Below are 24,453 nucleotides of genomic sequence, written 5' to 3'. Positions count from 1 at the left end.
ATCCTTGTCCTGGCTGTCATCAACCGTTGTGCCGAGCGATGCGGCGGACATCCATGTCTTTGAGGGTGACGGTCCCCGAGGCCGTTTCCAGCCGGCAGGGGGTGGCCGTGGGGCAGGCCAGACGGTCGACGTCATCCAGTGTTCGGTCACTTGCGTCGTGCACTCGGCCGGCGAGACCGGGGCTCAAGCGCATCACGGTCGGGCGTTCGCCACCATGGCCGCGAAAGCCCTGTGCCCTGACGCCGCCCACCTCGAAGAGCTTCTCGGTAAAGCGCTGGCCGACGCGCAGCGTTCCCGAGGGGAGCTGCACGGTGGTGTCCTCGGGGGCATCGGCCAGCGCCAGTGCCAGCCAGTAGCCGTCGTCCCGGGCATGCTCGGACGACGTTTCCAGGGCGCCGCTCTGATCCTCGAGAATCGCGAAGGCCATGCGATCGGGAGGGGCCACGACGCCGACCGCAATCGCCAGGCAGAGCAGCAGCGAGCCGACATAGACGCCGTGCATGATGTGACCCATGCGACGCTGGCGACGGGCGGCCCTGGGGTCGTCGGGCTCCCCGGCCGAGATGCCCTGACGCGACCAGGACTGGCGGTTGAAGCGAAAGCTCACGTAGGTCTTGAGGATCCCGCCGCCCACCTGGTTGTAGTAGAGCATGGGGATCCACAGCAGGCTGAAGCGGCCATGCTGCAGGGCCAGTACCGTGGCGGTGACGCTGCGGGTAAAGAGGATCCACAGCAGATAGGCGAAGATGAACGAGGGCCGCACGAACAGCGTCAGCATGATCGCCACCGAGGGGCCGATCAGCGTCGTCCACATCGACAGTCGTTGATCGACGAGGCTCCACCAGGTGAAAAGCCCCATGCGCCGGGGCCCCAGCGCAATGGCACGTCCGCTGGTGCGCAGCATGTTGCCGTACCAGCGGCGCATCAGGTCGATGCTGGACTTGAAGAAGCGATTCTTGTCGGGCAGTTCCTCGAAGCCCGTGACATAGACGTCCGGTATGTAGAGCATCTTCCAGCCGTTCTTGAGCAGCCAGAACCAGGTCGACTTGTCGTCGCCGGACAGGAACTTGAAGTTGCCGAAGCGCCAATGTTCGATATGGTCGTTCTCGACCAGGTCGATGAAGCCGGGCTGAATGGCCAGTTCGGCGCGGAAGGCGCTGTAGCGGCCGGTCAGGACCAGCAGACGCTCGGAGACCGACATCGAGCTCATCATCAGATGACGCTGGGCGTAACGCAGGTCGTACCATTCCTTGGTGACGTCACCGCCGTTGACGATGGCGCGGTTGTTGGTGGTCAGGGCGCCGAGGTCATCCTTGATGAAGAAGAACGACAGCGAGCGGGCGAGGGTGCCCGGCTCGATCTGGATATCGCCGTCCATCGAGATCAGCAACGAGCGATGACTGGGCATGCGCCGTGAAATGGCGCGCAGGACTTCCGCCATGGCGGAGCGCTTGCCGTCGCCCTTCTGGAACATGTAGGAGACTTCGACATTGCTCGGCCAGTCGTTCTCGGCCATGACATGATCGATGACGTCGACATCGCTGCGGTCGGCGATTGCCGCGAAGATCGTCGTGGGCACGCCGTAATCGGCCGCATCGCGGATCAGCGCGTCATAGACGGAAAAGGTCACCTCGGGTTCGATCCGGAACGAGGTGCACAGCACATACAGCGCATCGGGACGCTGGTCGGCGCCCTCGCTATCCGCGCGGCGACGCAGCGCCGGGAAGACGTGGCGGTTGTACCAGACTGAGCGGCTGGCGAGGGTGAACCACCAGGAATAGCGCCAGGCGCCGATGACGCCGATGGCGAGGATGAAGCTCTTCGAGCCGGGCGAGAAGACCTCGGACGGTAGTTCGAAGACGAGTATGACGATCAATGACAGCAGGAACAGCAGCGTCGTCAATTCGGTGATCCGGCTGGCCCTCGAGCTCCCGGAGCTTTCTTTCAGCGACATGACGAACCTTCCTTGTGCGACGAGGGGCGGTGACGCCGATGCGGCACCGCCCGTCGCTCTTCACTCTCGGCGCCTGTACGACAAGCGCCTCACGGGACCACGCAACGACGAATGGCCCTGCAGGCCCGTTGGTCGTGGGTCGGTCGTGATTGCGTTTCGGTGAATGGCGTCGGCCCGCTGGGGGCCGACGCGCGACGATCGCCGCCTCAGGCGGCGTCGCGGCGCAAGGAATCGCCCCGACCCATGGCGAAGTAGAGCAGCCCGGCGGCCTTGACGCTCTGCGGGTCGAAGAGGTTGCGGCCGTCGACCACCACCGGGGTGTGCAGGGTCTGCTGGAGACGTTCGAAGTCCACCGCGCGGAAGGCCTTCCACTCGGTGCAGATCACCAGGGCATCGGCGCCTTCGAGGGTCTCGTCACGGCTGTCGGCGAGGCTGAGGTCGTCTCGCTCACCATAGATGCGGCGGCACTCCTCGGCGGCTTCGGGATCGAAGGCCTGGACCCTGGCACCGCTGTCCCAGAGCGCTTCCATGAGTTCGCGGCTGGGCGCTTCGCGCATGTCGTCGGTGTTGGGCTTGAAGGCCAGCCCCCACAGGGCGATGGTCTTGCCCGCCAGGTCGCCGTCGAAGGCCTGGCTGAGTTTTTCGAAGAGTCGCGTCTTCTGGCGCAGATTGACGGACTCGACCGCGCCCAGCAACTGGGCATCGTAGCCGATGTCCGTGGCGGTCTGGCTGAGCGCCTTGACGTCCTTGGGGAAGCAGGAACCGCCATAACCGCAGCCCGGATAGATGAAGTGGTAACCGATACGCGGATCCGAGCCGATCCCGTGGCGCACATGCTCGACGTCGGCGCCCAGATGCTCGGCTAGGTTGGCGATCTCGTTCATGAAGCTGATCTTGGTGGCGAGCATGGCATTGGCCGCGTACTTGGTCAGCTCGGCACTGCGCACGTCCATGAACATCAGCTTTTCATGGTTGCGGTTGTAGGGGGCGTAGCACTCGCGCATGGCCTTGCGCACGGCTTCCGAGTCGGTGCCGACGATGATGCGTGCGCCCTTGGAGAAATCCTCGATCGCCGCGCCTTCCTTGAGGAATTCCGGGTTCGAGCAGACGTCGACGTCGATCTCGGCGCCGCGCGCCTCGAGCGTGCGGTGCAGGGTATCGCGCACCTTGTCGGCCGTGCCCACCGGCACCGTGGACTTGTCGACCACCACCTTGTACTCGTTCATGTGCTGGCCGATGGTCTCGGCGACCTTGAGCACGTACTTGAGGTCGGCGCTGCCGTCTTCGTCGGAGGGAGTTCCGACGGCGATGAACTGGAGCTTGCCGAAATGGACGGCGTGTTCGGCGTCGGTGGTGAACTGCAGGCGCCCGGCATCGCGATTCTTGCGAATCATCGATTCCAGACCCGGTTCGTAGATGGGAATCTCGCCGCGGTTGAGGCGGGCGATCTTGTCGGCGTCGACATCGACACAGATGACGTCGTGACCGACGTCGGCAAGGCAGGTCCCGGTGACCAGGCCGACATAGCCCGAACCGAAGATGGTTATCCTCATTTCAACACCTCTCCATGGTGGTTGTGCAATTTCACGTTGCCGTAATGAGCCACGGACCCTCGAGTCGGGTGGCTGGCTGGCGTGCCGGGCTGCGATGCTTGTCCATTCCTTGGGGCCCGGGGGTGACGAGCGGTCGGCGATGTCGATGCCGTCGTCGGTCGGCGTGGCTTGTTTGCCGCCTCGGAGGTCGTCTTGTCTGGCTATTTCTTCATGACGCCCACAATGGCCGTCTCATGACAAAACGCTCCGCATCCCGCTAATTTAGCGCGGTTAAGATTTGTAATTGCCGGGTAACGGGTCCTAGCGTAGAGCGCACCGGCCCCGTTGGTCAAACATTCCGGGCAGTTTTTTTGTACAGCGTTTTCTTACCTCGCGTCGGTGCAAGGGCCGGCGCTTCACATCGCGTCTATTGAGGACTAAAATGGTCCTCAATCGCCGACAGGCCGGAGTGCAGCGATGCTGAAACTGTCCAAGCTGACCGATTACGCGGCGGTGGTCATGGCGCAGATCGCCCGCCATCCGGATCGCGCGCATGCCGCGGGCGATCTGGCCGAGGCCGTGCAACTGCCGCATCCCACCGTCAGCAAGACGCTGAAGATGCTGGTGCGTGCCGGGTTGCTGACCTCGCGGCGGGGCGCCCAGGGCGGGTATCGGTTATCGCGGCCGGCGGCGCAGATCACCGCCAGCGACATCATCGCGGCCATCGAAGGGCCGGTGGCGATGACCGAATGCAGCCATGCCGATGGCGACTGCGACCTGATCAGCAGTTGCGGGGTGGCCGACAACTGGCAGCGCGTGACCCTGGGGGTGCGCACCCTGCTCGACAGCGTGACCCTGGCGCATCTGGCGCAATCGACGCCGCTGAAGTTACCCGTGCAGTTACCCATACAAAGCGTGACCCTGGCCGCCACGGCCGAGGTCTGAACGCCGACCAATGCTTGACGAGGGGCGCGATCTGGCGTGCCCGGAGGGGAGAATCATGGCTACAGAGGAAATGGAGCGACTCGTTCGTCGCGAGTACACCCAGGGGTTCGTCACCGACATCGAGAGCGATACGGTGCCGCCGGGGCTGGACGAGAGCGTCATCGCCTTCATCTCGCACAAGAAGGGCGAGCCGGAGTGGATGCTCGAGTGGCGACTCGAGGCCTATCGCCAGTGGCTGACGATGAAAACGCCCTCCTGGGCGCATCTGGACTATCCGCCCATCGACTATCAGGCGATCTCCTACTACAGCGCCCCCAAGAAACCCGAGGATCGCCCCCAGAGCCTCGACGAGGTCGATCCCAAGCTGCTCGAGACCTACGAGAAACTGGGCATTCCGCTGCACGAGCGGGCCGCGCTGGCCGGGGTCGCGGTCGATGCGGTCTTCGATTCGGTGTCGGTGACCACCACCTTCAAGGAGAAGCTCGCCGAGGCCGGGGTGATCTTCTGCTCGATCTCCGAGGCGATTCGCGACTATCCGGAACTGGTCAAGCAGTACCTGGGCAGCGTGGTCCCGCAGGGTGACAACTACTTCGCGGCACTCAACTCGGCGGTCTTCACCGACGGCTCCTTCGTCTATGTCCCCGAGGGCGTGACCTGCCCGATGGAGCTGTCGACCTATTTCCGCATCAACGCCGCCAACACCGGCCAGTTCGAGCGCACCCTGATCGTCTGCGACAAGCGCGCCCAGGTGTCCTATCTCGAGGGCTGCACGGCGCCGCAGCGTGACGAGAACCAGTTGCACGCCGCGGTGGTCGAGCTGGTGGCGCTGGAAGACGCCTACATCAAGTACTCCACGGTGCAGAACTGGTATCCGGGCGACGAGGACGGCAAGGGCGGTATCTACAACTTCGTCACCAAGCGTGCCGATTGCCGTGGCGATCGCTCCAAGGTGTCGTGGACCCAGGTCGAGACCGGCTCGGCGATCACCTGGAAGTACCCGTCCTGCATGCTGCGCGGCAAGGACAGCGTCGGCGAGTTCTACTCGGTGGCGGTGACCAACGGCCGTCAGCAGGCCGATACCGGCACCAAGATGATCCACATCGGCGAGAACACCAAGTCGACCATCGTCTCCAAGGGTATCGCCGCCGGGCGCAGCGATCAGGCCTATCGCGGTCTGGTCAAGATCGGTCCCCGGGCGAAGCGGGCGCGCAACTTCACCCAGTGCGATTCGCTGCTGATCGGCGATCGCTGCGGGGCGCACACCTTCCCGTACCAGGAGATCGGCAACAGCACAGCGACCGTCGAGCACGAGGCCACGACCTCGAAGATCGGCGAGGACCAGCTGTTCTACTGCCGGCAGCGCGGGATTGCCGAGGAGGACGCGGTCAACATGATCGTCAACGGCTTCTGCAAGGACGTCTTCCAGGAGCTGCCGATGGAGTTCGCCGTGGAGGCAGAGGCACTGCTCAACGTCACCCTCGAAGGCGCCGTGGGGTAAGCGGGAAACGGCTGCGCGACGCCTGCGCGGCGTTGGCAGCGGGTTCGAGAATGTTCATTGACAGTCGTCAACTCCGCTTCTCGCGCCCGCTGCCGCCTGGCTCAGACGCCGCTCGCGCGTTTCTCGGCAGTGACAACATATTCTTCGCAGGGCGTGGTAGCGCTCTCGAATCCAGATTGAAGGTGGCAACACATGCTCGAAGTCAAAGATCTGCACGTCACGGTGGAAGGCAAGGAAATCCTCAAGGGCCTGGACCTGACGGTCAACGCCGGCGAGGTCCACGCGATCATGGGGCCCAACGGGGCGGGTAAGTCGACCCTGTCGGCGGTGATCGCAGGCAAGGAGGGCTACGAGGTCACCGCGGGCTCGATCACCTTCGAGGGCGAGGACGTGCTGGAGATGGAGATCGAGGAGCGCGCCCGGGCGGGGCTGCTGCTGGGCTTCCAGTACCCGGTGGAGATCCCCGGCGTCAAGAACATCTATCTGCTCAAGGCGGCGCTCAACGCCAGCCGCGAGGCGCGCGGCGAGGGCGAGATCCCGGCGCCTGAGTTCATGAAGCTGGTCAAGGAAAAGCTGGCGTTCATGAAGATGGACCCGAGCTTTTTGCAGCGTGCCGTCAACGAGGGTTTCTCCGGCGGCGAGAAGAAGCGCAACGAGATCCTGCAGATGCTGGTCCTCGAGCCCAGGCTGGCGATGCTCGACGAGATCGACTCCGGCCTCGACATCGATGCCATGAAGATCGTCGCCGACGGTGTCAATTCGCTGCGCAGCGAGGAGCGGGCAGTGCTGATGGTCACCCACTATCAGCGACTGCTCGACTACATCGTGCCCGACAAGGTTCACGTGCTGCTCGATGGGCGCATCGTCAAGTCCGGTGACAAGGACCTGGCCATCGAACTCGAGTCACGGGGGTATGAATGGGTACAGGAGGAGTCCGCGGCGTGAGCGAAGACATTCAACCGAGTGCAGAACAGCGCTTTCTGGAACGCCTGAAGGCCCGGGATGCGGTGCGCGGCGCCGAGCCGACCTGGATCGCCGCGCGGCGCCAGGCCGCGGCGGCGCGTTTCGAGGCAATCGGCTTTCCCTCCAAGCGGGTCGAGCAGTGGAAGTACACCGATGTTCGCCGCATCCGTGACGGCGAGTTCGCGCTGACCGACGACGCCGACTTCTCGCCGGCCCAGGCCGCCGCGCTGACCCTGCCGATCGAGGCGATCCGCCTGACCTTCGTCGACGGCGTGTTCTCGCCGGAGCTGTCCGATCTCGCCGACCTGCCGGACGGCGCGAGTGTCGAGCCGCTGACCCAGGCGCTCGCCGACAATCACGAGGCGGTCGGCGCCGTGCTGGGACGCCTGACCGGCGTGGAGTTCTCGGCGTTCGCCGCGCTCAACATGGCCTTCGCCGAGGAAGGCGCGGTGATCCGTCTGGCGCCGGGCACCGTGGTCGAGCCGCCGATCGTCGTGCAGTTTCTCTCGCGGGCCAACGAGCAGGCCGTGATGAGCCACCCCCGGGTGCTGATCCAGGCCGGCGCTCGCAGCCAGGCAACGGTGCTCGAGCACTTCGTCGGCGAGCGCGATGCCGCCAACTTCACCAACGTGGTGGCCGAGGTCTTCCTCGAGCGCGGGGCGATCCTCACCCACTACAACCTGCAGGAAGCGCCGCTGGGCGATGCGCTGGTGCAGAGCCTGCAGGTCGAGCAGGACAGGGACAGCCGTTTCGTCTCCTTCAACGTCGACCTGGGTGGCGCCCTGGTGCGTCACGATCTGGTCGCCGAGCTCAATGCCGAAGGCGCCGAGGCGCAGTACTACGGGCTGTTCTTCGCCCAGGGCCGGCAGCACGTCGACAACCACACCCTGGTCAACCACAACGCGCCGCGCACCTTCTCCGACGAGAACTACAAGGGCATCCTCGGCGACCGCGCCCGCGGCGTGTTCAACGGCAAGGTGGTGGTCAAGCGCGACAGCCAGCAGATCGAGGGCAACCAGAGCAACGCCAACCTGCTGCTTTCCGATCGCGCCGAGATCGATGCCAAGCCGGAACTCGAGATCTACGCCGACGACGTCAAGTGCGCCCACGGCACCACCACCGGCCAGCTCGACGAGGACGCGGTGTTCGCGCTGCGCTCGCGGGGCATCGACGAACAGACCGCACGCGGGCTGCTGACCCTGGCCTTCGCCGGCGAGGTGATGGACAAGGTCGGACTGGACGCCATCGCCGAACGGGTCGAACTGGCCGTGGCCGGCAAGCTGCCCGAGCGCTTCAACCTGGGGAGCCTGGTCGAGACGGGCCTGCTCGAGGAGGGCGCGTCACAAGGGGGTGTCGCCGATGACCGCAACGACTGACCTGACCCTCGACGTGGCGGCGATACGCCGCGACTTTCCGATCCTCGAGCGCGAGGTCCACGGCAAGCCGCTGGTGTATCTGGACAACGCGGCGACCAGCCAGACGCCGCGTCAGGTGCTCGAGACGCTCGATCATTACTACCGTCACTACAACGCCAACATTCACCGCGGCCTGCACACCCTGGCGGACGAGGCGACGGCGGCCTACGAGGCCACGCGCGAGACCGTGCGCCGGTTTCTGGGGGCCGGTCAGGCGCGCGAGATCGTCTTCACCCGCGGCACCACCGAGGCGATCAACCTGGTGGTTCATAGCTGGGGCCGGCACAACCTGGGGCCCGGCGATGAGGTGCTGATCTCGCGTCTCGAGCACCACTCGAACATCGTGCCCTGGCAGTTGCTGGCCAAGGAGCGCGGCTTCACCATCCGGGTGATCCCGGTCGACGAGCGCGGGGCCCTGGACATGGCGGCCTATCGCGACCTGGTCGGCGAACGCACCCGCCTGGTCGCCGTCAACCACGTGTCCAATGCCTTCGGCACCATCAACCCGGTCGCCGAGATGGCGCGCATCGCCCACGAGCAGGGCGCACTGATCCTCGTCGACGGTGCCCAGGCCGCGCCTCACGAGCCGGTCGACGTGGTCGCCATCGATGCCGACTTCTACGCCTTTTCGGGGCACAAGGTCTATGGCCCGACCGGCGCCGGGGCACTCTACGGCAAGGCGCATCTGCTCGAGGCCATGCCCCCCTGGCAGGGCGGCGGCGAGATGATTCGCACGGTTTCCTTCGAGGAAGGCTCGACGTTCGCCGACGTCCCCCACAAGTTCGAGGCCGGTACGCCGTCGGTGGCCGACGTGATCGCACTCGGGCGTGCCCTCGAGTGGGTCGACGAGATCGGCATCGCGCTGATCCGCGACTGGGAACACGGCCTGCTGGCACATGCTCATCGGGAGCTGGGCCGCATCGATGGCCTGCATATTCTGGGGACCGCGCCGCAGAAGGCCGGGGTGGTGTCCTTCGTCGTCGACGGTGCCCATGCGCAGGATATCGCCTTGCTGATCGATCAGCTCGGCGTGGCGATCCGCACCGGCAATCACTGTGCCCAGCCGCTGCTGCATCACTTCGGCGTCGAGGCGACCTGCCGGGCCTCCTTCGCCGCCTACAACACGCCGGAGGAGATCGATATCTTCGTCGCTGCGCTCACGCGCGTCATCGGAATGGTACGCTAGGGGCATGGCAGACGCGCAGATGGATCAACTGGAAAGTCTCCACAAGGGGCAGGAAATGCCCCTGCAACGAGACGTGGACGCAATCTCGATTCCCTTCGGCAAGACCGTCACCCTCGTCGAGGATTCGGTCGTCTCGGTGATGCAGGCCAAGGGCAGCACCGTCAGTGTGTCCTTCGAAGGGCGCTTGTATCTGATCGAGGGCAGCGACCTCGACGCCCTGGGGCTCGAGGCGTTGCCACGGCCGACCCTGCCCGCGGACGCCGACGACGAGACGCTAGAGCGCTTCGTCTGGGAGCAGTTGCGCACCTGCTACGATCCCGAGATCCCGGTCAACATCGTCGATCTGGGACTGGTCTACGGCTGTCGTATCGAGCACCTGCTGAGTGGCGAGCGCGTGGTCACCGTGCGCATGACCCTGACCGCGCCGGGCTGCGGCATGGGGGACGTGATCGCCGAGGATGCCCGCCGCAAGATCCTCGGCGCGGCGCAGATCTCCCGGGTGCACATCGACATCGTCTTCGACCCGCCCTGGAGCCGCGAGATGATGACCGAGGAGGCCAGGCTCGAACTGGGGTTGTTCTGAACGGAGCGCTCTTCCGGGCGATCCGGTCGCTTGAGGGAGGCGTGCGCCCCGGTTACGATTCGAGCGCTGATGATCCCTTGAGGCCGGAGAGACGATGGCGCCGAGGCGTGCGATGGGCTGGCTGAAACGAGTGTCGCTGCTGGGCGGCGCCCTGCTGCTGACGGCCGCCGGCGTGGTGCTGGCGGCCAATCTGTGGGTGCTGGCCCGCACCCGCGGGGTCATCGAAGACGATCTGCTGCTGTGCCGCGCGGCACCGGTGGGCATCGTCTTCGGCACCTCCTACTGGGCACGTGGCGGCGGCCGCAACCCGCACTACATGGCACGCCTCAATGCCGCGGCGCGTCTGTTGCGCATGCACCGCGTCCAGCATCTGCTGCTTTCCGGCGACAATCGCACCCGCTATTACAACGAACCGGTCACCATGTGGCGCGACCTGCGCGAGGACAACGTGCGCGATGCCGACATGACCCTCGATTACGCCGGGTTCAGCACCTTCGATACCGTGGTGCGGGCCCGCGAGATCTTCGGCGTCCACCGGGCCTTGCTGATCACCCAGGGCTGGCATCTTCCCCGGGCGCTCTACATCGCCCGGGCAATGGGCATCGAAGCCTACGGATGCGCGGCACCCTCGGGGCCGGTGGAGGGCGAGTGGCGGCTGCGGGCGCGCGAGTGGCTGGCCCGCGTGGCGATGCTCGGCGACCTGTACCTCTGGCAGCGCGAGCCCTATTTCCTGGGGCCCCGCGAACCATTGCACATCGCTCCTCAGGGGTGACACGCTGACGGCGTCACTCTCTGCCAACACGGGAACCGCAAGCGTTCCTGTCATTCACTCGGGAAGGATCCCGGCATGCGAGTTCTTTTCATCATGGCGCTGGGTGGGCTGCTGGCGAGCCTGACGGCCCGGGCCGGTGAGCCCCGTTTCATCACTTACCCGCCGGACGCGCTGGCCGCCAGTCAGGCGGCGATCGTCGATCGGCAAGCATCGGCCGTGGCCGCGCTGCGCGCACTGACCGACGCGGCCGACGACGCGCTGGATGCGCCGCTGTATTCCGTGACCGACAAGACGCAGTTGCCTGCCAGCGGCGACCCGCACGATTATTTCAGCTTCGCCCCTTACTGGTGGCCCAACCCGGACACGCCGGATGGCTTGCCCTATGTGCATCGGGACGGCGAGTACAACATGGCCACCAAGTCCGGTGCTACCGACAAGCAGCGGATGCTCGATTTCGCCAGCGACGTCGAGGCCCTGGGGCTGGCCTACCATTTCACGGGCGAGATCGCCTACGCGAAAAAGGCGGCGCGCCAGCTGGTGCACTGGTTCGTCGCCGACGATACCCGCATGAACCCCAACATGCGCTACGCCCAGGCGATTCCCGGTCGCGTCGCCGGCCGCGACATCGGCATCATCGACAGCCGCGTGCTGATTGCGGTCGCCGACAGCATAGAGCTGATTCGCCCGGCCGGGGTGTTGGCCCCCGAGGAATACCGGGCGGTGCAGGACTGGTACCGGGCGTTCCTGAATTGGTTGCTGACCAGTGACCACGGTATCGAAGAGGGGCGGGCGACGAACAATCACGGCACCTGGTACGACGCTCAGGTCGTGGCCTTCGCGCTGTTCACCCATCAGCCCGGGGTCGCCAGGGAGCAGTTGGACAAGACCCGTGAACGGATCGTGACGCAATTCACGCCGGCGGGGAAGCAGCCCGAGGAACTGGCGCGTACGCGTCCCTGGCACTACAGCAATTTCAATCTGCAAGCCTATGCTAAGCTGGCACGCTACGCCGACGGCCTCGGTGAAGACCTCTGGCATTACCAGAGCCATGGGCGGAGCCTGCAGGCGGGATTTCGGTTCGTTGCCGGTTACGCGACGGATCCCCGGGCCTGGCCTTACGACGGCATCGGAACGTTCGACGGCAGCGAAGCGCTGGGCAATCTACTCGCCGCGGCGCACGCTTACGAGGACCCGCTGTTTGCCCGCGAGGCCGGGCGGTTGCTCGCCGAGACGCCGGAGGCGATAGAACGGCTGCTGCACGGCTTGCCGTCCGGGGGCTGATCGGGCCGGGTGGCCGCGTCGAGCGGCCCTCGGGATGTCAGCGCCGCGCCTTGGGCTTCTGCAGCTTGTAGAGTTCGCGGATCAGCGCTCGGCACCCTTTCCAGCAGCGCTCGATAACCGGCTCGATCTCGTCGGGCAGCGGGTGGGTATAGAGGGTCGACAGCGACTGCATGACCACGCGCTCCTGCTCGAGGAGTTCGCCGACCAGCACCTGGCTGTCGTCGCCGACGAAGCTCTTCAGGCGGCTCCACAGCCAGAGGTAGTCGTCGCGCTCGACGTCGGCGTCGCGGGGCAGGAGGTTGAGGTGCCGCTTGGCCAGCGTCTGGAGCTCGCGCATCGCCTCGCTGCGTTCGTCGTAGTGGGACTCGAGGGCTTCGCGCAGCGTCGGGCGCAGGCGTTCGAGATTGTCCTGGAAGTAATCCAGGCTGTCGGCCAGCGCTTCCAGTACGTTGTCCATCGCCACTTGGCGATTATCGAGAAACATGAGCGGTCACCTCCTCCGGTGACGCAGATTGTGCGGCCCGAAACACTGTTTTGCTACCCCTGCCGCGAAGAAATTGTGTGTTTCCAAAGTCGGGGTGATAGCCCCGATTATCGGCAGGGGGCGAGCAGACTTAACCCTTGGGCTTGGGTGGCGCCTTGCGCGGTGTCACGGCGTGCTTTTCCAGGTGCTCGATGACCAGCCCGGCGATATCGCGGCCGGTGGCCGTCTCGATGCCCTGCAGGCCTGGCGACGAGTTGACCTCCATGATCACCGGGCCGTGGTTGGAGCGCAGCAGGTCGACGCCCGCCACGCGCAGGCCCATCGCCTTGGCGGCACGAATCGCCGTCGAGCGCTCTTCGGGGGTGATGCGGATCACGCTGGCGCTGCCGCCGCGGTGGAGGTTGGACCGGAATTCGCCCTCCGCCGCCTGACGCTTCATCGAGGCCACCACCTTGTCGCCGATCACCAGGCAGCGGATGTCGGCGCCCTTGGCTTCCTTGATGTACTCCTGGACCATGATGTTGGCCTTCATGCCCATGAAGGCCTGGATCACGCTTTCCGCCGCCTGGTTGGTCTCGGCGAGCACCACGCCGATGCCCTGGGTCCCTTCGAGCAGCTTGATGACCAGCGGCGCGCCCTTGACCATGGTGATCAGATCGGGGATGTCGTCCGGGGAATGCGCGAAGCCGGTGATCGGCAGGCCCAGTCCCTTGCGCGACAGCAACTGCAGCGAGCGCAACTTGTCCCGCGAGCGGGTGATCGCCACGGAATCGTTGAGCACGTAGGTGCTCATCATCTCGAACTGGCGCAACACGGCACAGCCGTAGAAGGTCACCGAGGCGCCGATGCGCGGGATCACCGCGTCGAAGCGCTCGAGTTCGGCGCCCTTGTAGTGAATCGACGGGCGGTGCGAGGCGATGTTCATGTAACAGCGCAGCGTGTCGATCACGCGCACGGTATGGCCGCGATTCTGTGCCGCCTCGATCAGCCGGCGAGTGGAGTACAGGTTGCGATTGCGCGAGAGCAGGGCGAGATGCATTGCGGTCTCCGGAGCGGGAGAGAAGGGGGAGCGCGCGAGGCGCAGAGATCAGGGTTCGCCGTGCAGGAAGGCGGCGCCAGGGGCGACCAGTAGCCGGCGCATGGCGCGCCGCCCCAGCAACATAGGGTGGCGCATGTCGCGCCGGTCGGCCAGGGTCAATTCCACCGGATATTCGAGATCGCCGAGTTGCATGGGGGTACGGATCACGTAGCGCCACTCGGCCTGGCCGTTGGAGCTGGTCACCCGACGCCGGTCGTGGAGGTGCAGACGCACCGGGTGCGGCGGGCTGTCGGGACCGCTGCCGCGGGTCACGAAGCTGACCCACATGTGGCCGTCCTCCTCGTAGGTCTCGATCTCTTCGGCATGCAGCGAGGACGTGCGGGCCCCGCTGTCGGCCTTGCAGCACAGTGTCAGGCCGAGCGCCGGCAGGGTGACCATCTCGCGGCGACCGATTACCGCTTTGGCATGATAGGGCAGTGCTTTCATCGGGCGTACGCTCGCGTCAACGATGGAGTGGGCTCAGGCGTCGGCCGACCGCGGAGTCCGGCGGCGCCTGACGCAGCGTCATCAACAACGGTAACCGCAGGCGAGGCACCAATGCCAGGTCCCGTACCACGCTGACGAAGCCTTCGCCGGACTGGCGAGCCAGGGCGTCGAGGAACAGCGGCAGGCGTCGCTCGTCCTCGAGCTGGGCCCAGCCGCGGGCGGCGATCGCCGCCAGCAGGTCCGGCCCGCAGGCCGCGGGATCCTGCAGCAGCGCGTCGTACCAGGGGCCGACACGCTCGCCGGCGCCGTGCCCGACGGCGCGCACGCAGGCGCAGAAGGTTTCCAGATCGCCCGCCCGGGCCGCTGCCTCGCCCCGCGCGATCAGGGCATCGACCAGCGCCGGCGCCGGGGCGACGTGTTCCAGACACTGGCACAGGGGGCGCAGCACGTCGACCGGCAGGCTCGCCAGGCGCGCGGCAAGAGCGCTTGCCTGGTCGCTGTCGTGGCGCACGCAGAAGTCGGCGATACCCTGCAGGCCCAGGGCCTGCCAGGCTGCGTCCGGCGTCTGGCCGGTCAAGAAGGCTTCGACCGGCTCGATGTGCTCGCTGGCGGGGCACTCGAAATCGGCATTGGCCCGGGCGTGGAGCAGGGCACGCTGGGTCAGCTCGGGGGTGAACGCCAGCGGATTGTCCTGCATGAGATTGTCGATGGGCGCCTTGTCGCCGTCCTCGAGCTGCCCCGCGGTGCGGCCCAGCGTTTCCAGAAGACGTTGCAGGAAGGCATCGCGGGGGGCAGGATCGAGATGGCCCTGTTCGTCGAGCGGCAGCGAAAGAAACCACACCAGCGGGTCGCTCTCCGGTCGCCACTGGAAGACACAGGCCAACTGCGCGCGGCCTAGCCAGGGTGCCGGCCAGGCCCGTTCGCCGGCCTCGAAGGCGGCGAGGGTCTCGGCGTCACAGGGGGCGACACGGCGGCCCAGGGTATAGAACCGGCTGCGCGCACCGCTGCGCGTGAAGAAGTCGCAAAGCGTGAGTATCGGCTGCATGGCGTCCTCGTATCTGGCGGCGCGCACTGTAGCGCGTCGTCGGTCGGCTTTCCAGCCTTGTCGGACCGAGGGGTGGTCAATCCTTGATCGCTGGCCGCCGGCCGGCATGTTTCGGGCGCAGGCGCGGCTTTTCCCACGCTTATCCACAGGGTCTTTCAGGGATTCTGTGAATTCTCCCGGGGCTCGGCGTCATCGGCTGTCCGCGCTCGCCCGTCTGGCCAGCACCGCCGTGAGTTCGGATAATGGGGCGTAGACCAGAGACACGCAAAGGAAAGACCATGACTGCCCATCACGAACTCGAGCAGGCCCTCGAGAATCTCGAGTCGACCCTGCGCAGCGTCGATCTGTGGAATACCGCGCGTCCGGAACCCGAGGCCTTCGACAGCCGCGAGCCCTTCTGCGTCGACCGCATGGAACTGCCCCAGTGGCTGCGCTACGTCTTCATTCCGCGTCTTCAGGCGCTGATCGACGCCCGTGCCACGCTGCCGGCGACCTGCCAGGTCGCGCCGGCCGCCGAGGCCTATCTGCAGGCGTCACGGACCAGCACCCGTGCGGTGGTGGTGGCGGCCGTCGCCGAGGTCGACCGAATCGTCACGGAGGCCTGACATGGCCTACTACTTCGCCTATGGCAGCAACATGAACGTGGCCCGGGTCGATGCCCGGATCGGCGAGACCCGGCGGGCCCTGCCCGGCGTGCTCGAGGATTATGCGCTGCGCTTCGACAAGGTCTCGCGGATTCCCGGCATCGCGCATGCCAACGTGGCCTATCAGCCCGGTTGCCGGGTCGAGGGGGCACTTTTCGAGCTGATGGAGCCCGCCCAGATCGAACTCATGGATCCGTTCGAGGGCGTCCCCCGCGACTACCAGCGCCAGTCGCGCATCGTGCAGACCGCGGAGGGGCCGATCGAGGCCTGGGTGTATATCGCCCTTCCGGAACGTACCCGGGTCGCGTTGCGTCCGGCGCGGGAGTATCTCGATCATCTGCTGGCCGGCAAGCCCTTCCTCTCCGAGGCCTATCATGCCCGCCTTGCCGAGGTCGACGCCGTCGAGGGGCTGGGCGATGCCACCCTGACGGTCCTGGGGCTGTCGCGCTTCAGCCCCCGCTGAGCGGCGGCGGTTGGCCGACCGTTCGCCCCGGCGAGTGCGATACAACGCAAAACGCCGGGGCAGGTGCCCCGGCGTCGTGGTTGCCGCGATCGTCGGATGGCGCTCAGAAGCTGAGTGTCACACCACCGCCGACCATGACCGGATCGGTATCGAGTTCGCCGCTGTTGCCGGCGTAGCTGTAGTCGGGATCGACATCGGCGTAGGACGCAAAGCCGTTGAACGACAGGTTCTTGGTGACCACCAGATCGACACCGACCTCGCCCTTGGGCGCCCAGGTGTTGTCGATGGACAGGCCGTTGCTCTCGTCGGAGAAACGGGTGTAGTTGGCACCCACGCCGGCATAGGGCTGAATGCGCGAGTCCAGGCCGCCCAGCGGGTAGTACTCGACCATCAGGTCGATCGGACGGCTGCTGTAGTCGGCATCGACGCCGTCGCCGGACAGGCTCTGATCGAACTTGTCGCTGCTGCCCAGGGTCACGCCGATCTTGTCGTGAACCATGTAGCCGACGCTGCCGGTGAAGGCGCGGTCGTCGTTGATGTCGATGCCGTCGTTGTCACCGTCGGAATGATTCTCGGCATAGCCGCCGCGAATCAGGATGTCGCCGGCTTCATAGGCCAGGGTCGCCTGTGAAGCGACGAGCAGGCCGCCAGCGATCAGAGACGCGGAAAGCAGTTTGAGCTTGGTCATGGGAATTCTCCTTGAGTCAGGTAGGGGTAACGTCCGGTGTTCTTGATATGTTGCCTTCGCTCATATAGGAAACAGTGTTTCCTAATCGGTGAGTGGATTATAGGAAACGCTGTTCGATTATGTCACGTAAAATTTTGTATCCCGACACCGAGAGACATTGGCGAGGCGATGGCGGCGTTCGACGACGAGCCCGGACGTGGCAGGGTGGCGGTCTAGCGGCTTAACTGGAAGGCAATCGACGCGAGGAGAACGAGCATGCTGCGGGCCGACTACCGACAAGGCGCGAAGTTGCTGGCGCTGGGCTGGGCATCGCTGATGGCGCTGGCGCTGTTGCTGCGCCCCGAGATCATCAGCGGCCTGACCCTGCCCTGGCGATTGCCCCTGTGGCTGTTGGGCATCTGGGCGCTGGGCGCGGGATTTGCCTATGGCGCGGGGCTGACCGTCAGGCCGGGATTGCTGCGACGCTGGCTGGGCGCCCCGGGGTGCTGGATCCTGATGGGCCTCTTCGCCGTCATGCTCTTGTTACGACTATGAAAAAAGGGCTCCCGCGGGAGCCCTTCGGCCTGCCACGGCGCGACGCTGAAGACGTCGCGCGCGGGGATCAGCGATGGATGTGCTGATATTCGCCGGCGTCGGCGGTGATGCTGCTCACCACCATGATGGCGATGAAGGCGGCGATGAAGCCGGGGATGATCTCGTAGACGCCCGGGCCGCCCATGAACGAGGCGTTCCAGCCCAGCGAGATCCAGACGATGACGGTCAGGGCGCCGACGACCATGCCGGCGATCGCCCCGGCGCCGTTGGTGCGCGGCCACATCAGCGACAGGATGATCAGCGGGCCGAACGCCGCGCCGAAGCCGGCCCAGGCGTTACTGACCAGACCGAGTACCTGGGAGTCGGGATTGGACGCGATGATCGCCGCCACCACGCCGACCGCGACCACGCTCAGGCGACCCACGGTGACGGTCTCCTTGTCGCTCGCTTCCTTGCGCAGGAACAGGCGATAGAAGTCCTCGGTCAGCGACGAGGAGGACACCAGCAGCTGGCTGGAGATGGTGCTCATGATCGCGGCCAGCAGGGCGGCGTACAAGAAGCCGGTGATCAGCGGGTGGAACAGCAGGTTGGCCAGGATGATGAAGATGGTTTCCGGGTCCTCCACGTCCATGCCGTTGCGGATCGCATAGGCGCGGCCGAAGATCCCCAGAGAGACGGCGCCGATCAGGGAAATCAGCATCCAGCTCATGCCGATGTTGCGCGCGGTGGGAACCTCCTTGAGCGAGCGGATGGCCATGAAGCGCACGATGATGTGCGGCTGGCCGAAGTAGCCCAGCCCCCAGGCGACCGCGGACAGCCAACCGATGAAGGTCAGCCCGGAGGTCCAGGAGAGCAGGTTGGGATCGGTCTCGTTGAGGGTCTGCGAGGCCTGGGCGAAGCCGCCGCCGCCCTCGCCGAAGAGCACGACCGCCGGCATGATCACCAGCGCCAGCATCATGATGCAGCCCTGCACGAAGTCGGTCATGCTCACCGCCAGGAAGCCGCCGACCACGGTATAGACCAGCACCACCCCGAGGGTGAGGATCACGCCGGTGGCGTAGTCGCTCAGCCCGCCGATGTTGATCACGCCGGAGAAGGCGCTCTCGAACAGCTTGCCGCCGGCCACCAGGCCCGAGGCCGTGTAGACCGCGAAGAAGATCACGATGACGATGGCCGAGACCGTGCGCAGCGACAGGGCCCGGGTCGGGAAGCGATTGGCCAGGAACGACGGGATGGTGATCGCATTGCCGTAGTGCACCGTCTGTTCACGCAGGCGCGGCGCGACCAGCGTCCAGTTGAAGAACGCCCCCACCAGCAGGCCGATGCCGATCCAGGCCGAGCCCAGGCCGGAGACGAACAGGGCACCGGGCAGGCCCAGGAGCAGCCAGCCACTCATGTCCGAGGCGCCGGCGGAAAGCGCCGCCACCTTGGGACTGAGGCCGCGACCCCCCAGCATGTAATCTTCCGACGACGACGTGGCTCTGCGCATGGCGTAAACGCCGATGGCGATCATGAGCGCAAAGTACGCGAACAGGCTGATCCAAACACCAATAGCCATGAAAACGTCTCCAGTTTATTGGGCCGGGCGCGATGCCGGCGGATTGTTGGTACGCATGCCGGCCAGCGCGATGCGGGAGAGGGCGCCTGTCGCGCCCATGGCCGTATTGTTGTCAACCATCAGGGACTTCCTTCAGCTTGCAGCTTGTTATCGTTGATGACGAGGACGTATCACTCGTCTCCCAGCGCGAGTAGTGACGCGTTGCCGCCCAGCGCGGCGGTGTTGATGGTCAGGGCCTTCTCGGTGGCGAAGCGCAGCAGGTAATGCGGGCCACCCGCCTTGGGCCCGGTTCCCGAGAGTCCCTGACCACCGAAGGGCTGAACGCCGACCACGGCACCGATGATATTACGGTTGACGTAGACGTTGCCCACCCGAATCTTCTGGGCGATGGCCTTGGCGAACGATTCGTTGCGGCTGTGCACGCCGAATGTCAGACCATACTGCTTGGCATTGATGGTCTCGATCACCTGGTCGATGGCATCGGCCTTGTAGCGCACGATGTGCAGGATCGGCCCGAACTGCTCGCGATCCAGGGCATCGATGCCATCGATCTCGAAGGCCGTCGGCGCGACGAAGGTGCCATCCGCGGTCTTGGCCGGGTCCAGCTCGGTCTCGGCGATCAGCCGGTTTTCGCCCTTGAGGCGCTCGATGTGCTCGAGCAGGCTGCGGCGCGCGTCGTCGTCGATCACCGGGCCGACGTCGGTGCCCAGTTCGCGTGGATCGCCGACGCTCAACTCGGCCATGGCGCCCTTGAGGATCTCGATGACCCGATCGGCGACATCGTCCTGGAGATAGAGCACGCGCAGCGCCGAACAGCGCTGGCCGGCACTCTGGAACGAGGAGCGAATCACGTCGGCGACCACCTGTTCCGGCAGGGCGGTGGAGTCGACGATCATCGCGTTGAGACCGCCGGTCTCGGCGATCAGCGTGGGCAGCGGCGCGCCTTCGCGATCGGCCAGGGAGCGGTTGATGATCTGCGCGGTGTCGGTGCCGCCGGTGAAGGCGATGCCGGTGATGCGCGCATCCGAGCTCAGCACGCTGCCCACGGTGGGGCCGTCGCCGGGCAGTAGCTGCACCACGTCGCGCGGCATGCCGGCCTCATAGAGCAGTTCGACGACGCGATGGGCGACCAGCGAGGTCTGTTCGGCCGGCTTGGCCAGCACGCTGTTGCCGGACACCGCCGCGGCGACCATCTGGCCGCAGAAGATCGCCACCGGGAAGTTCCAGGGGCTGATACAGGCGAAGACCCCCTTGCCGCCCATCATCAGCTGGTTCGACTCGCCGGTCGGTCCGGGCAGCGGCATGGGCTCGGCGAAGATCTCGCGGGCGCGGTTGGCGTAGTAACGGCAGAAGTCCACCGCCTCGCGAATCTCGTCGACGCCGTCGGTGAGCAGCTTGCCCCCCTCGCGGGAGCAGAGCGCCATCAACTCGGCGAGGTTGGCCTCCATCAGGTCGGCGAAGCGCTCGAGGATCTGCGCGCGCTCCTCGACCGGGGTGGCTTCCCAGCGCGGGAAGGCGGCCCAGGCCGCGGCGACGGCCTTCTCGGCCTGCTCGCGGGTGGTCCACTGCACGCTGCCCACCGCCTGGCGGCGATCATAGGGACTGAGCACCTCGTGACGCTGCTCGTCGAGCGTCTCTACGTCGAAGGCCAGCAGCGGCTTGACATGGTATTGCTTGTCCATGAATTGATGCATTGCGTCCATGAGTGGCCGGTAATGGCTCCAGATGTTGAGGTTGACCCCGTGGGAGTTGCGCCGCCCGGCGCCATAGATGTCCTTGGGCAGCGGAATTCGCGGGTTGGCGTAGCGTTCGTACTGACGCAGGGTGTCGACCGGGTGGACGCACAGCGACTCCACCGGCACCCGCGGGTCCACCAGTTGGTGGACGAACGAGGAGTTGGCGCCGTTTTCCAGTAGCCGGCGTACCAGGTAGGGCAGCAGGTCCTTGTGGGCACCCACCGGCGCGTAGATACGGCAGTAGGTGCCCTGGGGCGCGCGCTTCAGGGCCGCATCGTAGAGGGCCTCGCCCATGCCGTGCAGGCGCTGGAACTCGAACGCCCGGTCGGTCTCGTTGGCCAGCTCGAGAATGGTGCTGATGGTGTGGGCGTTGTGGGTGGCGAACTGCGGGAAGATGCGTCCCCGCGTGTTGTCCGAAAGCAGGAAGTGCGCGCAGACCAGGTAGGCGACATCGGTGTTGGCCTTGCGGGTGTATACCGGATAGCCGTCGATACCCAGTTGCTGGGACTCCTTGACCTCGGTATCCCAGTAGGCGCCCTTGACCAGCCGCAGCGGAATCTCGTCGCCCTGGAGATCGGCGATGCGGTTGATGTACTGCAGCACCGGCAGGGCGCGCTTGGCATAGGCCTGGACGACCAGACCGAAGTGACCCCAGCCGCGTGCGGCCTCGCTTTCGTAGACGGCGCGGAAGACCTCCAGCGACAGCTCCAGGCGGTCGACCTCCTCGGCATCGATGGTGATCGCCACGTCGCGCTCGCGGGCCATGCTCACCAGTTGCTTCACGGAGTCGACCAGTTCGACGAGAATCTGCTCGCGACGCCCGAACTCGTAGCGCGGATGCAGCGCCGAGAGCTTGATCGAGATCGACGGGGCGGGAGTCCTGGCGTCGAGCTTCTGGCTGACCTCGCCGACGCGCTTGATCGCCTTGGCGTAATCGTCGAAGTAGCGCCGGGCGTCCTCGCGGGTCCGCGCGGCCTCGCCGAGCATGTCGTAGGAGTAGGTATAGCCCTTGTCGAACAGCGGCTGGGAACGCTTGAGCGCCTCGTCCACGGTACGCCCGAGAACGAACTGGCGGCCCATGATCTTCATCGCCTCGACCATGGCGCGGCGGATCACCGGCTCGCCCATGCGATTGACCAGCTTGTTGATGAAGTTGGCCGGCTTGCCCTCGCGGGGCTTGTCCAGCTGGATCACCCGCCCGGTCATCAGCAGGCCCCAGGTGGAGGCGTTGACGAACCAGGACTCGCTCTGCCCGACATAGGACTTCCAGTCGGCCGGCCCCAGCTTGTCCTCGATCAGGGCATCGGCGGTGGCCTTGTCGGGGATTCGCAACATGGCCTCGGCCAGACACATCAGCATCAAGCCCTCGTGGGTGTCGAGGCTGTACTGCTGGAGCAGTTCGTCGATGGAGTCGACGGCGGTGTCCATTTCGCGGACTTCGCGAACCAGATCGGCTGTCTTGTCGGCGATGCGTTGGAAATCTTCCTCGTCGGCCTGGAGGAAGGCGACGAGCTCGGCCATGAAGGCGTCTTCGTCGACGATGTAGTGATCGCTCACATGCGTGAGCAGCGTATCCGGATCCTGTTGCCAGGTCCGCTTGTCCAGCATGGTCTTGGCATCGAGCATGTGAAGACCCCGTTAGCAGAGGGTGACTCGGGCGCAGCCGGGCCCGGCGACGGCAAGACCGTCAGCCCGTCGTCCATGAGGGGGCTGTGCACGCCGGAAGCCCCGGGCAGCGAACACCAGGGTGAGAGAAGCTTTCTCGGTAATGCCCTGAATTTAGGGTGGGAGAAGTTACGGCGTCTTGCCAATTTCCCGGGTGGCGTTGTGAAAAAATCGGGTTTTGCCGGAAACGGGGGCGATCCTTAGACCTTGGTTGAATGGGCGAGGTGGTGCCGCGTGTCTTCCGGTCCACGTCTGTCCTGTAACGTGCCACGCCGGCGCAGTTCGCCCGGGGACTGGTGATAGACGCGGCGAAAGGCATGCGACAGGGCGCTCTGGCTGGCGAAGCCGGTCCGGGCGGCGATCTCGTTCAGCGGTAGTCGCGATTCGGCGAGCAGCCGCCGGGCTGCGGTCAGGCGATGACGCAGTAGATACTGGTAGGGCGTCACCCCGGCCTGTTCGCGAAAGCATTCGCTGAAATGGGCGACGCTCAGGCAAGCGCGGTCGGCGAGATCGGCGACACTCAGGCGCCGCTCGAGATTACGCTGGATGAAGTCGTCGAGGGCGGCCAGGTCGAGGCTGCGTCGCCGGCCCGGCGCGGCGTTGGCGGAGCCCTGAGGCAGACGGGCCCGCAGGCAACCGAGGAAGGTGGCCGCCAGCAGATCGCCCTGGGCCGCCTGGGGCTGGGCGAGCTCCTGAACCAGGAAGTTCAGATAGGTATGCAGCGGTTCATCGAGGGCAAAGAAGCGCGGGGCATCGAAGAGGCGGGCGTGCTCGCGGTGGATGCCGGACAGGGCGGGCGTGTCGTCGGGTAGATCGAAGATCAGCTGGCGGTTGGTGCCGATCCCCTCGTAGTAGTGCACGTGATTGGCCGGCACGATGCAGCCCGACAGCGCGGCGATGCGCCCGCCGAGACCCTCGATCTCGAATTCGGCGTGACCATCCAGGCCGATCACGATCTGATGGAAATCGTGATCGTGGTGCTTGATGGTGTTGTCGAGGGGCGTCAGGCGAATGGCGCTGGTCATGGCATGGCCTCGTGACGACGAACCCGGCCATTGTAAGCCGTGAACGGATGACTGGCGAGGAACCCGGGAGGCGTCGCGGGTCTTCAGAACTCGCGTCGGCCTTCTTCGAGGGCGGTATGCGAGGCGAGGTGATCGCGCAGTGTGGCCAGTTCCTCGCGGCCGGTGCGCGACAGCAGCGAGCCGCCGTGGGCGAGCTGCCAGGGTCGACCGTGCTCGTCCATGATCTGCTGGGCGCTGCGTCGCACGCCCTCGAGGTATTCGTCGTGGCGCACCGGATAGCCGACCACGGTGTGCCATTCCGACTCCGACACCTTGCCCTCGAGTACCCGGTCGAACAGCCGCAGCAGATGCTGGGGCTCGGTACGATAGCGCGGCGTCCGCGCCATCATCAGCAGGGCGATGCTGCCACCCAGGACCACCAGGGTGACGGCAAAGATCAACAGGTAAAGGGCCATGTCGTCGGCTGACTCCTTGCCCGGGGCGAGCGTTGTGCGTGTCTTGTCGAGACGCGGGGAAGCCGGTGCCCCCAGAGCCTAACGCAAGAACGGCCGGCCGTTAACGCGTGGCGGGCAACCGCGGCCCGACGGGCCAGCGCAGCACGGCAGTGACGAACAACGGCGAGTGGCCACGAAGCGAGGAAAGGAAATCTGGAGCGGGCAACGCGCTCCTAACAAGCCCGAAATATAGGGCTTCATTAGGGGCAGGGTGGCGTCACCATACATCACGCCATACACGATGCTCGCTGCTGGGTTGTTGCTAGCACACCACGAGGAGAGAAAGCAATGAGCAACATGCATAGTCAAGAAGGCTGGAAGTGGTACGGGTTCCCCGGCCATCACATCTGCGGTGCTAGGTGCCAATTCCACTTGGCAACCAGTATCAACGGCAAGTATCTCGTATCAACAGTCGGGAGACTTATTCTTGACCCACTCCGGGAGCCGGGAAAGGCCGGGAAAG

At 65.7% G+C, this 24,453-nt stretch carries 22 protein-coding genes; 11 read left to right on the top strand and 11 right to left on the bottom strand.

The window, feature by feature from the left end; genetic code table 11:
* Nucleotides 1-19: 19 nt before the first annotated feature.
* Both D0901_RS14860 and D0901_RS14855 read right to left on the bottom strand, forming a co-directional pair.
* On the bottom strand, nt 20-1,954 hold the full coding sequence (locus tag D0901_RS14860) for a glycosyltransferase (RefSeq protein ID WP_129141091.1): 1,935 nt from the start codon (nt 1,952-1,954) through the stop codon (nt 20-22).
* Nucleotides 1,955-2,160: 206 nt separating this feature from the next.
* A complete protein-coding gene (locus tag D0901_RS14855) occupies nt 2,161-3,507 on the bottom strand; it encodes a UDP-glucose dehydrogenase family protein (protein ID WP_129141090.1) in 1,347 nt (448 codons plus the stop codon).
* Nucleotides 3,508-3,963: 456 nt separating this feature from the next.
* Between D0901_RS14855 and D0901_RS14850 the strand changes: the two genes are divergently transcribed.
* The 8 genes from D0901_RS14850 to D0901_RS14815 all read left to right on the top strand — a co-directional run bounded on the left by D0901_RS14850 (nt 3,964) and on the right by D0901_RS14815 (nt 12,129).
* On the top strand, nt 3,964-4,431 hold the full coding sequence (locus D0901_RS14850; RefSeq protein ID WP_129141089.1) for an SUF system Fe-S cluster assembly regulator: 468 nt from the start codon (nt 3,964-3,966) through the stop codon (nt 4,429-4,431).
* Between the two features lie 55 nt (nt 4,432-4,486).
* The gene (sufB, locus tag D0901_RS14845; protein WP_129141088.1) at nt 4,487-5,929 is read left to right on the top strand and encodes a Fe-S cluster assembly protein SufB; all 1,443 of its coding nucleotides are present in this window, start codon (nt 4,487-4,489) and stop codon (nt 5,927-5,929) included.
* Between the two features lie 192 nt (nt 5,930-6,121).
* Complete coding sequence (sufC, locus tag D0901_RS14840) at nt 6,122-6,874, top strand: Fe-S cluster assembly ATPase SufC (RefSeq protein WP_129141087.1); 753 nt, start codon at nt 6,122-6,124, stop codon at nt 6,872-6,874.
* Entirely contained in the window at nt 6,871-8,268 is a 1,398-nt protein-coding gene (gene sufD, locus D0901_RS14835; RefSeq protein WP_233440440.1) for a Fe-S cluster assembly protein SufD, read from the top strand. Before sufC ends, sufD begins: the two co-directional genes overlap by 4 nt.
* Nucleotides 8,252-9,493 carry a cysteine desulfurase gene (locus D0901_RS14830; RefSeq protein ID WP_129141085.1) on the top strand — a complete coding sequence of 414 codons (1,242 nt, stop codon included), beginning with the start codon at nt 8,252-8,254 and terminating at the stop codon, nt 9,491-9,493. The genes sufD and D0901_RS14830 overlap by 17 nt, the downstream gene beginning before the upstream one ends.
* A 19-nt stretch (nt 9,494-9,512) precedes the next feature.
* A complete protein-coding gene (sufT, locus tag D0901_RS14825) occupies nt 9,513-10,076 on the top strand; it encodes a putative Fe-S cluster assembly protein SufT (RefSeq protein ID WP_129141130.1) in 564 nt (187 codons plus the stop codon).
* A gap of 94 nt (nt 10,077-10,170) precedes the next feature.
* Nucleotides 10,171-10,848 carry a SanA/YdcF family protein gene (locus D0901_RS14820; protein ID WP_129141084.1) on the top strand — a complete coding sequence of 226 codons (678 nt, stop codon included), beginning with the start codon at nt 10,171-10,173 and terminating at the stop codon, nt 10,846-10,848.
* A gap of 75 nt (nt 10,849-10,923) precedes the next feature.
* Nucleotides 10,924-12,129 (top strand): alginate lyase family protein, encoded by a 1,206-nt coding sequence (locus D0901_RS14815; RefSeq protein ID WP_233440438.1) that lies wholly within the window; start codon nt 10,924-10,926, stop codon nt 12,127-12,129.
* 37 nt (nt 12,130-12,166) lie between these two features.
* Here D0901_RS14815 and D0901_RS14810 read toward each other — a convergent pair whose 3' ends face one another.
* The 4 genes from D0901_RS14810 to D0901_RS14795 all read right to left on the bottom strand — a co-directional run bounded on the left by D0901_RS14810 (nt 12,167) and on the right by D0901_RS14795 (nt 15,183).
* Entirely contained in the window at nt 12,167-12,613 is a 447-nt protein-coding gene (locus D0901_RS14810; protein ID WP_129141083.1) for a hypothetical protein, read from the bottom strand.
* Nucleotides 12,614-12,743: 130 nt separating this feature from the next.
* Nucleotides 12,744-13,652, bottom strand: coding sequence for a 30S ribosomal protein S6--L-glutamate ligase (rimK, locus tag D0901_RS14805; protein WP_129141082.1), 909 nt, complete (start codon nt 13,650-13,652; stop codon nt 12,744-12,746).
* Nucleotides 13,653-13,700: 48 nt separating this feature from the next.
* Nucleotides 13,701-14,138 (bottom strand): ATP-dependent zinc protease family protein, encoded by a 438-nt coding sequence (locus tag D0901_RS14800; RefSeq protein WP_129141081.1) that lies wholly within the window; start codon nt 14,136-14,138, stop codon nt 13,701-13,703.
* A 16-nt stretch (nt 14,139-14,154) separates the two neighbouring features.
* Nucleotides 14,155-15,183, bottom strand: a complete 1,029-nt coding sequence (locus D0901_RS14795; RefSeq protein WP_129141080.1) for a DUF3549 family protein — start codon at nt 15,181-15,183, stop codon at nt 14,155-14,157.
* Between the two features lie 278 nt (nt 15,184-15,461).
* Between D0901_RS14795 and D0901_RS14790 the strand changes: the two genes are divergently transcribed.
* Together D0901_RS14790 and D0901_RS14785 are read left to right on the top strand one after the other, a co-directional pair.
* The gene (locus D0901_RS14790) at nt 15,462-15,788 is read left to right on the top strand and encodes a YqcC family protein (protein WP_129141079.1); all 327 of its coding nucleotides are present in this window, start codon (nt 15,462-15,464) and stop codon (nt 15,786-15,788) included.
* Between the two features lies 1 nt (nt 15,789).
* Nucleotides 15,790-16,290, top strand: a complete 501-nt coding sequence (locus D0901_RS14785; RefSeq protein WP_129141078.1) for a gamma-glutamylcyclotransferase family protein — start codon at nt 15,790-15,792, stop codon at nt 16,288-16,290.
* A 103-nt stretch (nt 16,291-16,393) separates the two neighbouring features.
* On the opposite strand, the gene D0901_RS14780 is transcribed toward D0901_RS14785, so the two are convergent.
* Nucleotides 16,394-16,978, bottom strand: coding sequence for an OmpW/AlkL family protein (locus D0901_RS14780; protein WP_129141077.1), 585 nt, complete (start codon nt 16,976-16,978; stop codon nt 16,394-16,396).
* A gap of 255 nt (nt 16,979-17,233) precedes the next feature.
* Here D0901_RS14780 and D0901_RS14775 point away from each other — a divergent pair, with 255 nt between their 5' ends.
* Nucleotides 17,234-17,512, top strand: coding sequence for a hypothetical protein (locus D0901_RS14775; protein ID WP_129141076.1), 279 nt, complete (start codon nt 17,234-17,236; stop codon nt 17,510-17,512).
* Nucleotides 17,513-17,579: 67 nt separating this feature from the next.
* Here the strand turns inward: D0901_RS14775 and putP are convergent, their stop codons facing one another.
* The 4 genes from putP to D0901_RS14755 form a co-directional block, all read right to left on the bottom strand.
* Nucleotides 17,580-19,070 (bottom strand): sodium/proline symporter PutP, encoded by a 1,491-nt coding sequence (putP, locus tag D0901_RS14770; RefSeq protein ID WP_129141075.1) that lies wholly within the window; start codon nt 19,068-19,070, stop codon nt 17,580-17,582.
* Between the two features lie 170 nt (nt 19,071-19,240).
* Nucleotides 19,241-22,432 carry a bifunctional proline dehydrogenase/L-glutamate gamma-semialdehyde dehydrogenase PutA gene (gene putA, locus D0901_RS14765; protein WP_129141074.1) on the bottom strand — a complete coding sequence of 1,064 codons (3,192 nt, stop codon included), beginning with the start codon at nt 22,430-22,432 and terminating at the stop codon, nt 19,241-19,243.
* 239 nt (nt 22,433-22,671) lie between these two features.
* Complete coding sequence (locus D0901_RS14760; RefSeq protein ID WP_129141073.1) at nt 22,672-23,496, bottom strand: AraC family transcriptional regulator; 825 nt, start codon at nt 23,494-23,496, stop codon at nt 22,672-22,674.
* A gap of 83 nt (nt 23,497-23,579) precedes the next feature.
* On the bottom strand, nt 23,580-23,951 hold the full coding sequence (locus D0901_RS14755; RefSeq protein WP_129141072.1) for a hypothetical protein: 372 nt from the start codon (nt 23,949-23,951) through the stop codon (nt 23,580-23,582).
* Nucleotides 23,952-24,453 lie beyond the last annotated feature (502 nt).

Source organism: Modicisalibacter coralii (genome assembly GCF_004117855.1).
GTDB lineage: Bacteria > Pseudomonadota > Gammaproteobacteria > Pseudomonadales > Halomonadaceae > Modicisalibacter > Modicisalibacter coralii.
Note: the sequence above shows the minus strand (reverse complement) of the source record. Positions and strands in the feature narration are given on the sequence as shown.

Excerpts from the sequence above, each read along its gene's own strand:
- D0901_RS14830 (WP_129141085.1), top strand. The coding sequence starts at position 8,252 with ATGACCGCAACGACTGACCTGACCCTCGACGTGGCGGCGATACGCCGC.
- sufT (WP_129141130.1), top strand. The coding sequence starts at position 9,513 with ATGGATCAACTGGAAAGTCTCCACAAGGGGCAGGAAATGCCCCTGCAA.
- sufB (WP_129141088.1), top strand. The coding sequence starts at position 4,487 with ATGGCTACAGAGGAAATGGAGCGACTCGTTCGTCGCGAGTACACCCAG.
- D0901_RS14775 (WP_129141076.1), top strand. The coding sequence starts at position 17,234 with ATGCTGCGGGCCGACTACCGACAAGGCGCGAAGTTGCTGGCGCTGGGC.
- D0901_RS14815 (WP_233440438.1), top strand. The coding sequence starts at position 10,924 with ATGCGAGTTCTTTTCATCATGGCGCTGGGTGGGCTGCTGGCGAGCCTG.
- D0901_RS14780 (WP_129141077.1), bottom strand. The coding sequence starts at position 16,978 with ATGACCAAGCTCAAACTGCTTTCCGCGTCTCTGATCGCTGGCGGCCTG.
- D0901_RS14855 (WP_129141090.1), bottom strand. The coding sequence starts at position 3,507 with ATGAGGATAACCATCTTCGGTTCGGGCTATGTCGGCCTGGTCACCGGG.
- D0901_RS14790 (WP_129141079.1), top strand. The coding sequence starts at position 15,462 with ATGACTGCCCATCACGAACTCGAGCAGGCCCTCGAGAATCTCGAGTCG.
- D0901_RS14800 (WP_129141081.1), bottom strand. The coding sequence starts at position 14,138 with ATGAAAGCACTGCCCTATCATGCCAAAGCGGTAATCGGTCGCCGCGAG.
- sufC (WP_129141087.1), top strand. The coding sequence starts at position 6,122 with ATGCTCGAAGTCAAAGATCTGCACGTCACGGTGGAAGGCAAGGAAATC.
- D0901_RS14810 (WP_129141083.1), bottom strand. The coding sequence starts at position 12,613 with ATGTTTCTCGATAATCGCCAAGTGGCGATGGACAACGTACTGGAAGCG.
- D0901_RS14760 (WP_129141073.1), bottom strand. The coding sequence starts at position 23,496 with ATGACCAGCGCCATTCGCCTGACGCCCCTCGACAACACCATCAAGCAC.
- D0901_RS14860 (WP_129141091.1), bottom strand. The coding sequence starts at position 1,954 with ATGTCGCTGAAAGAAAGCTCCGGGAGCTCGAGGGCCAGCCGGATCACC.
- D0901_RS14755 (WP_129141072.1), bottom strand. The coding sequence starts at position 23,951 with ATGGCCCTTTACCTGTTGATCTTTGCCGTCACCCTGGTGGTCCTGGGT.
- D0901_RS14850 (WP_129141089.1), top strand. The coding sequence starts at position 3,964 with ATGCTGAAACTGTCCAAGCTGACCGATTACGCGGCGGTGGTCATGGCG.
- putP (WP_129141075.1), bottom strand. The coding sequence starts at position 19,070 with ATGGCTATTGGTGTTTGGATCAGCCTGTTCGCGTACTTTGCGCTCATG.
- rimK (WP_129141082.1), bottom strand. The coding sequence starts at position 13,652 with ATGCATCTCGCCCTGCTCTCGCGCAATCGCAACCTGTACTCCACTCGC.
- putA (WP_129141074.1), bottom strand. The coding sequence starts at position 22,432 with ATGCTCGATGCCAAGACCATGCTGGACAAGCGGACCTGGCAACAGGAT.
- D0901_RS14795 (WP_129141080.1), bottom strand. The coding sequence starts at position 15,183 with ATGCAGCCGATACTCACGCTTTGCGACTTCTTCACGCGCAGCGGTGCG.
- D0901_RS14820 (WP_129141084.1), top strand. The coding sequence starts at position 10,171 with ATGGCGCCGAGGCGTGCGATGGGCTGGCTGAAACGAGTGTCGCTGCTG.
- D0901_RS14785 (WP_129141078.1), top strand. The coding sequence starts at position 15,790 with ATGGCCTACTACTTCGCCTATGGCAGCAACATGAACGTGGCCCGGGTC.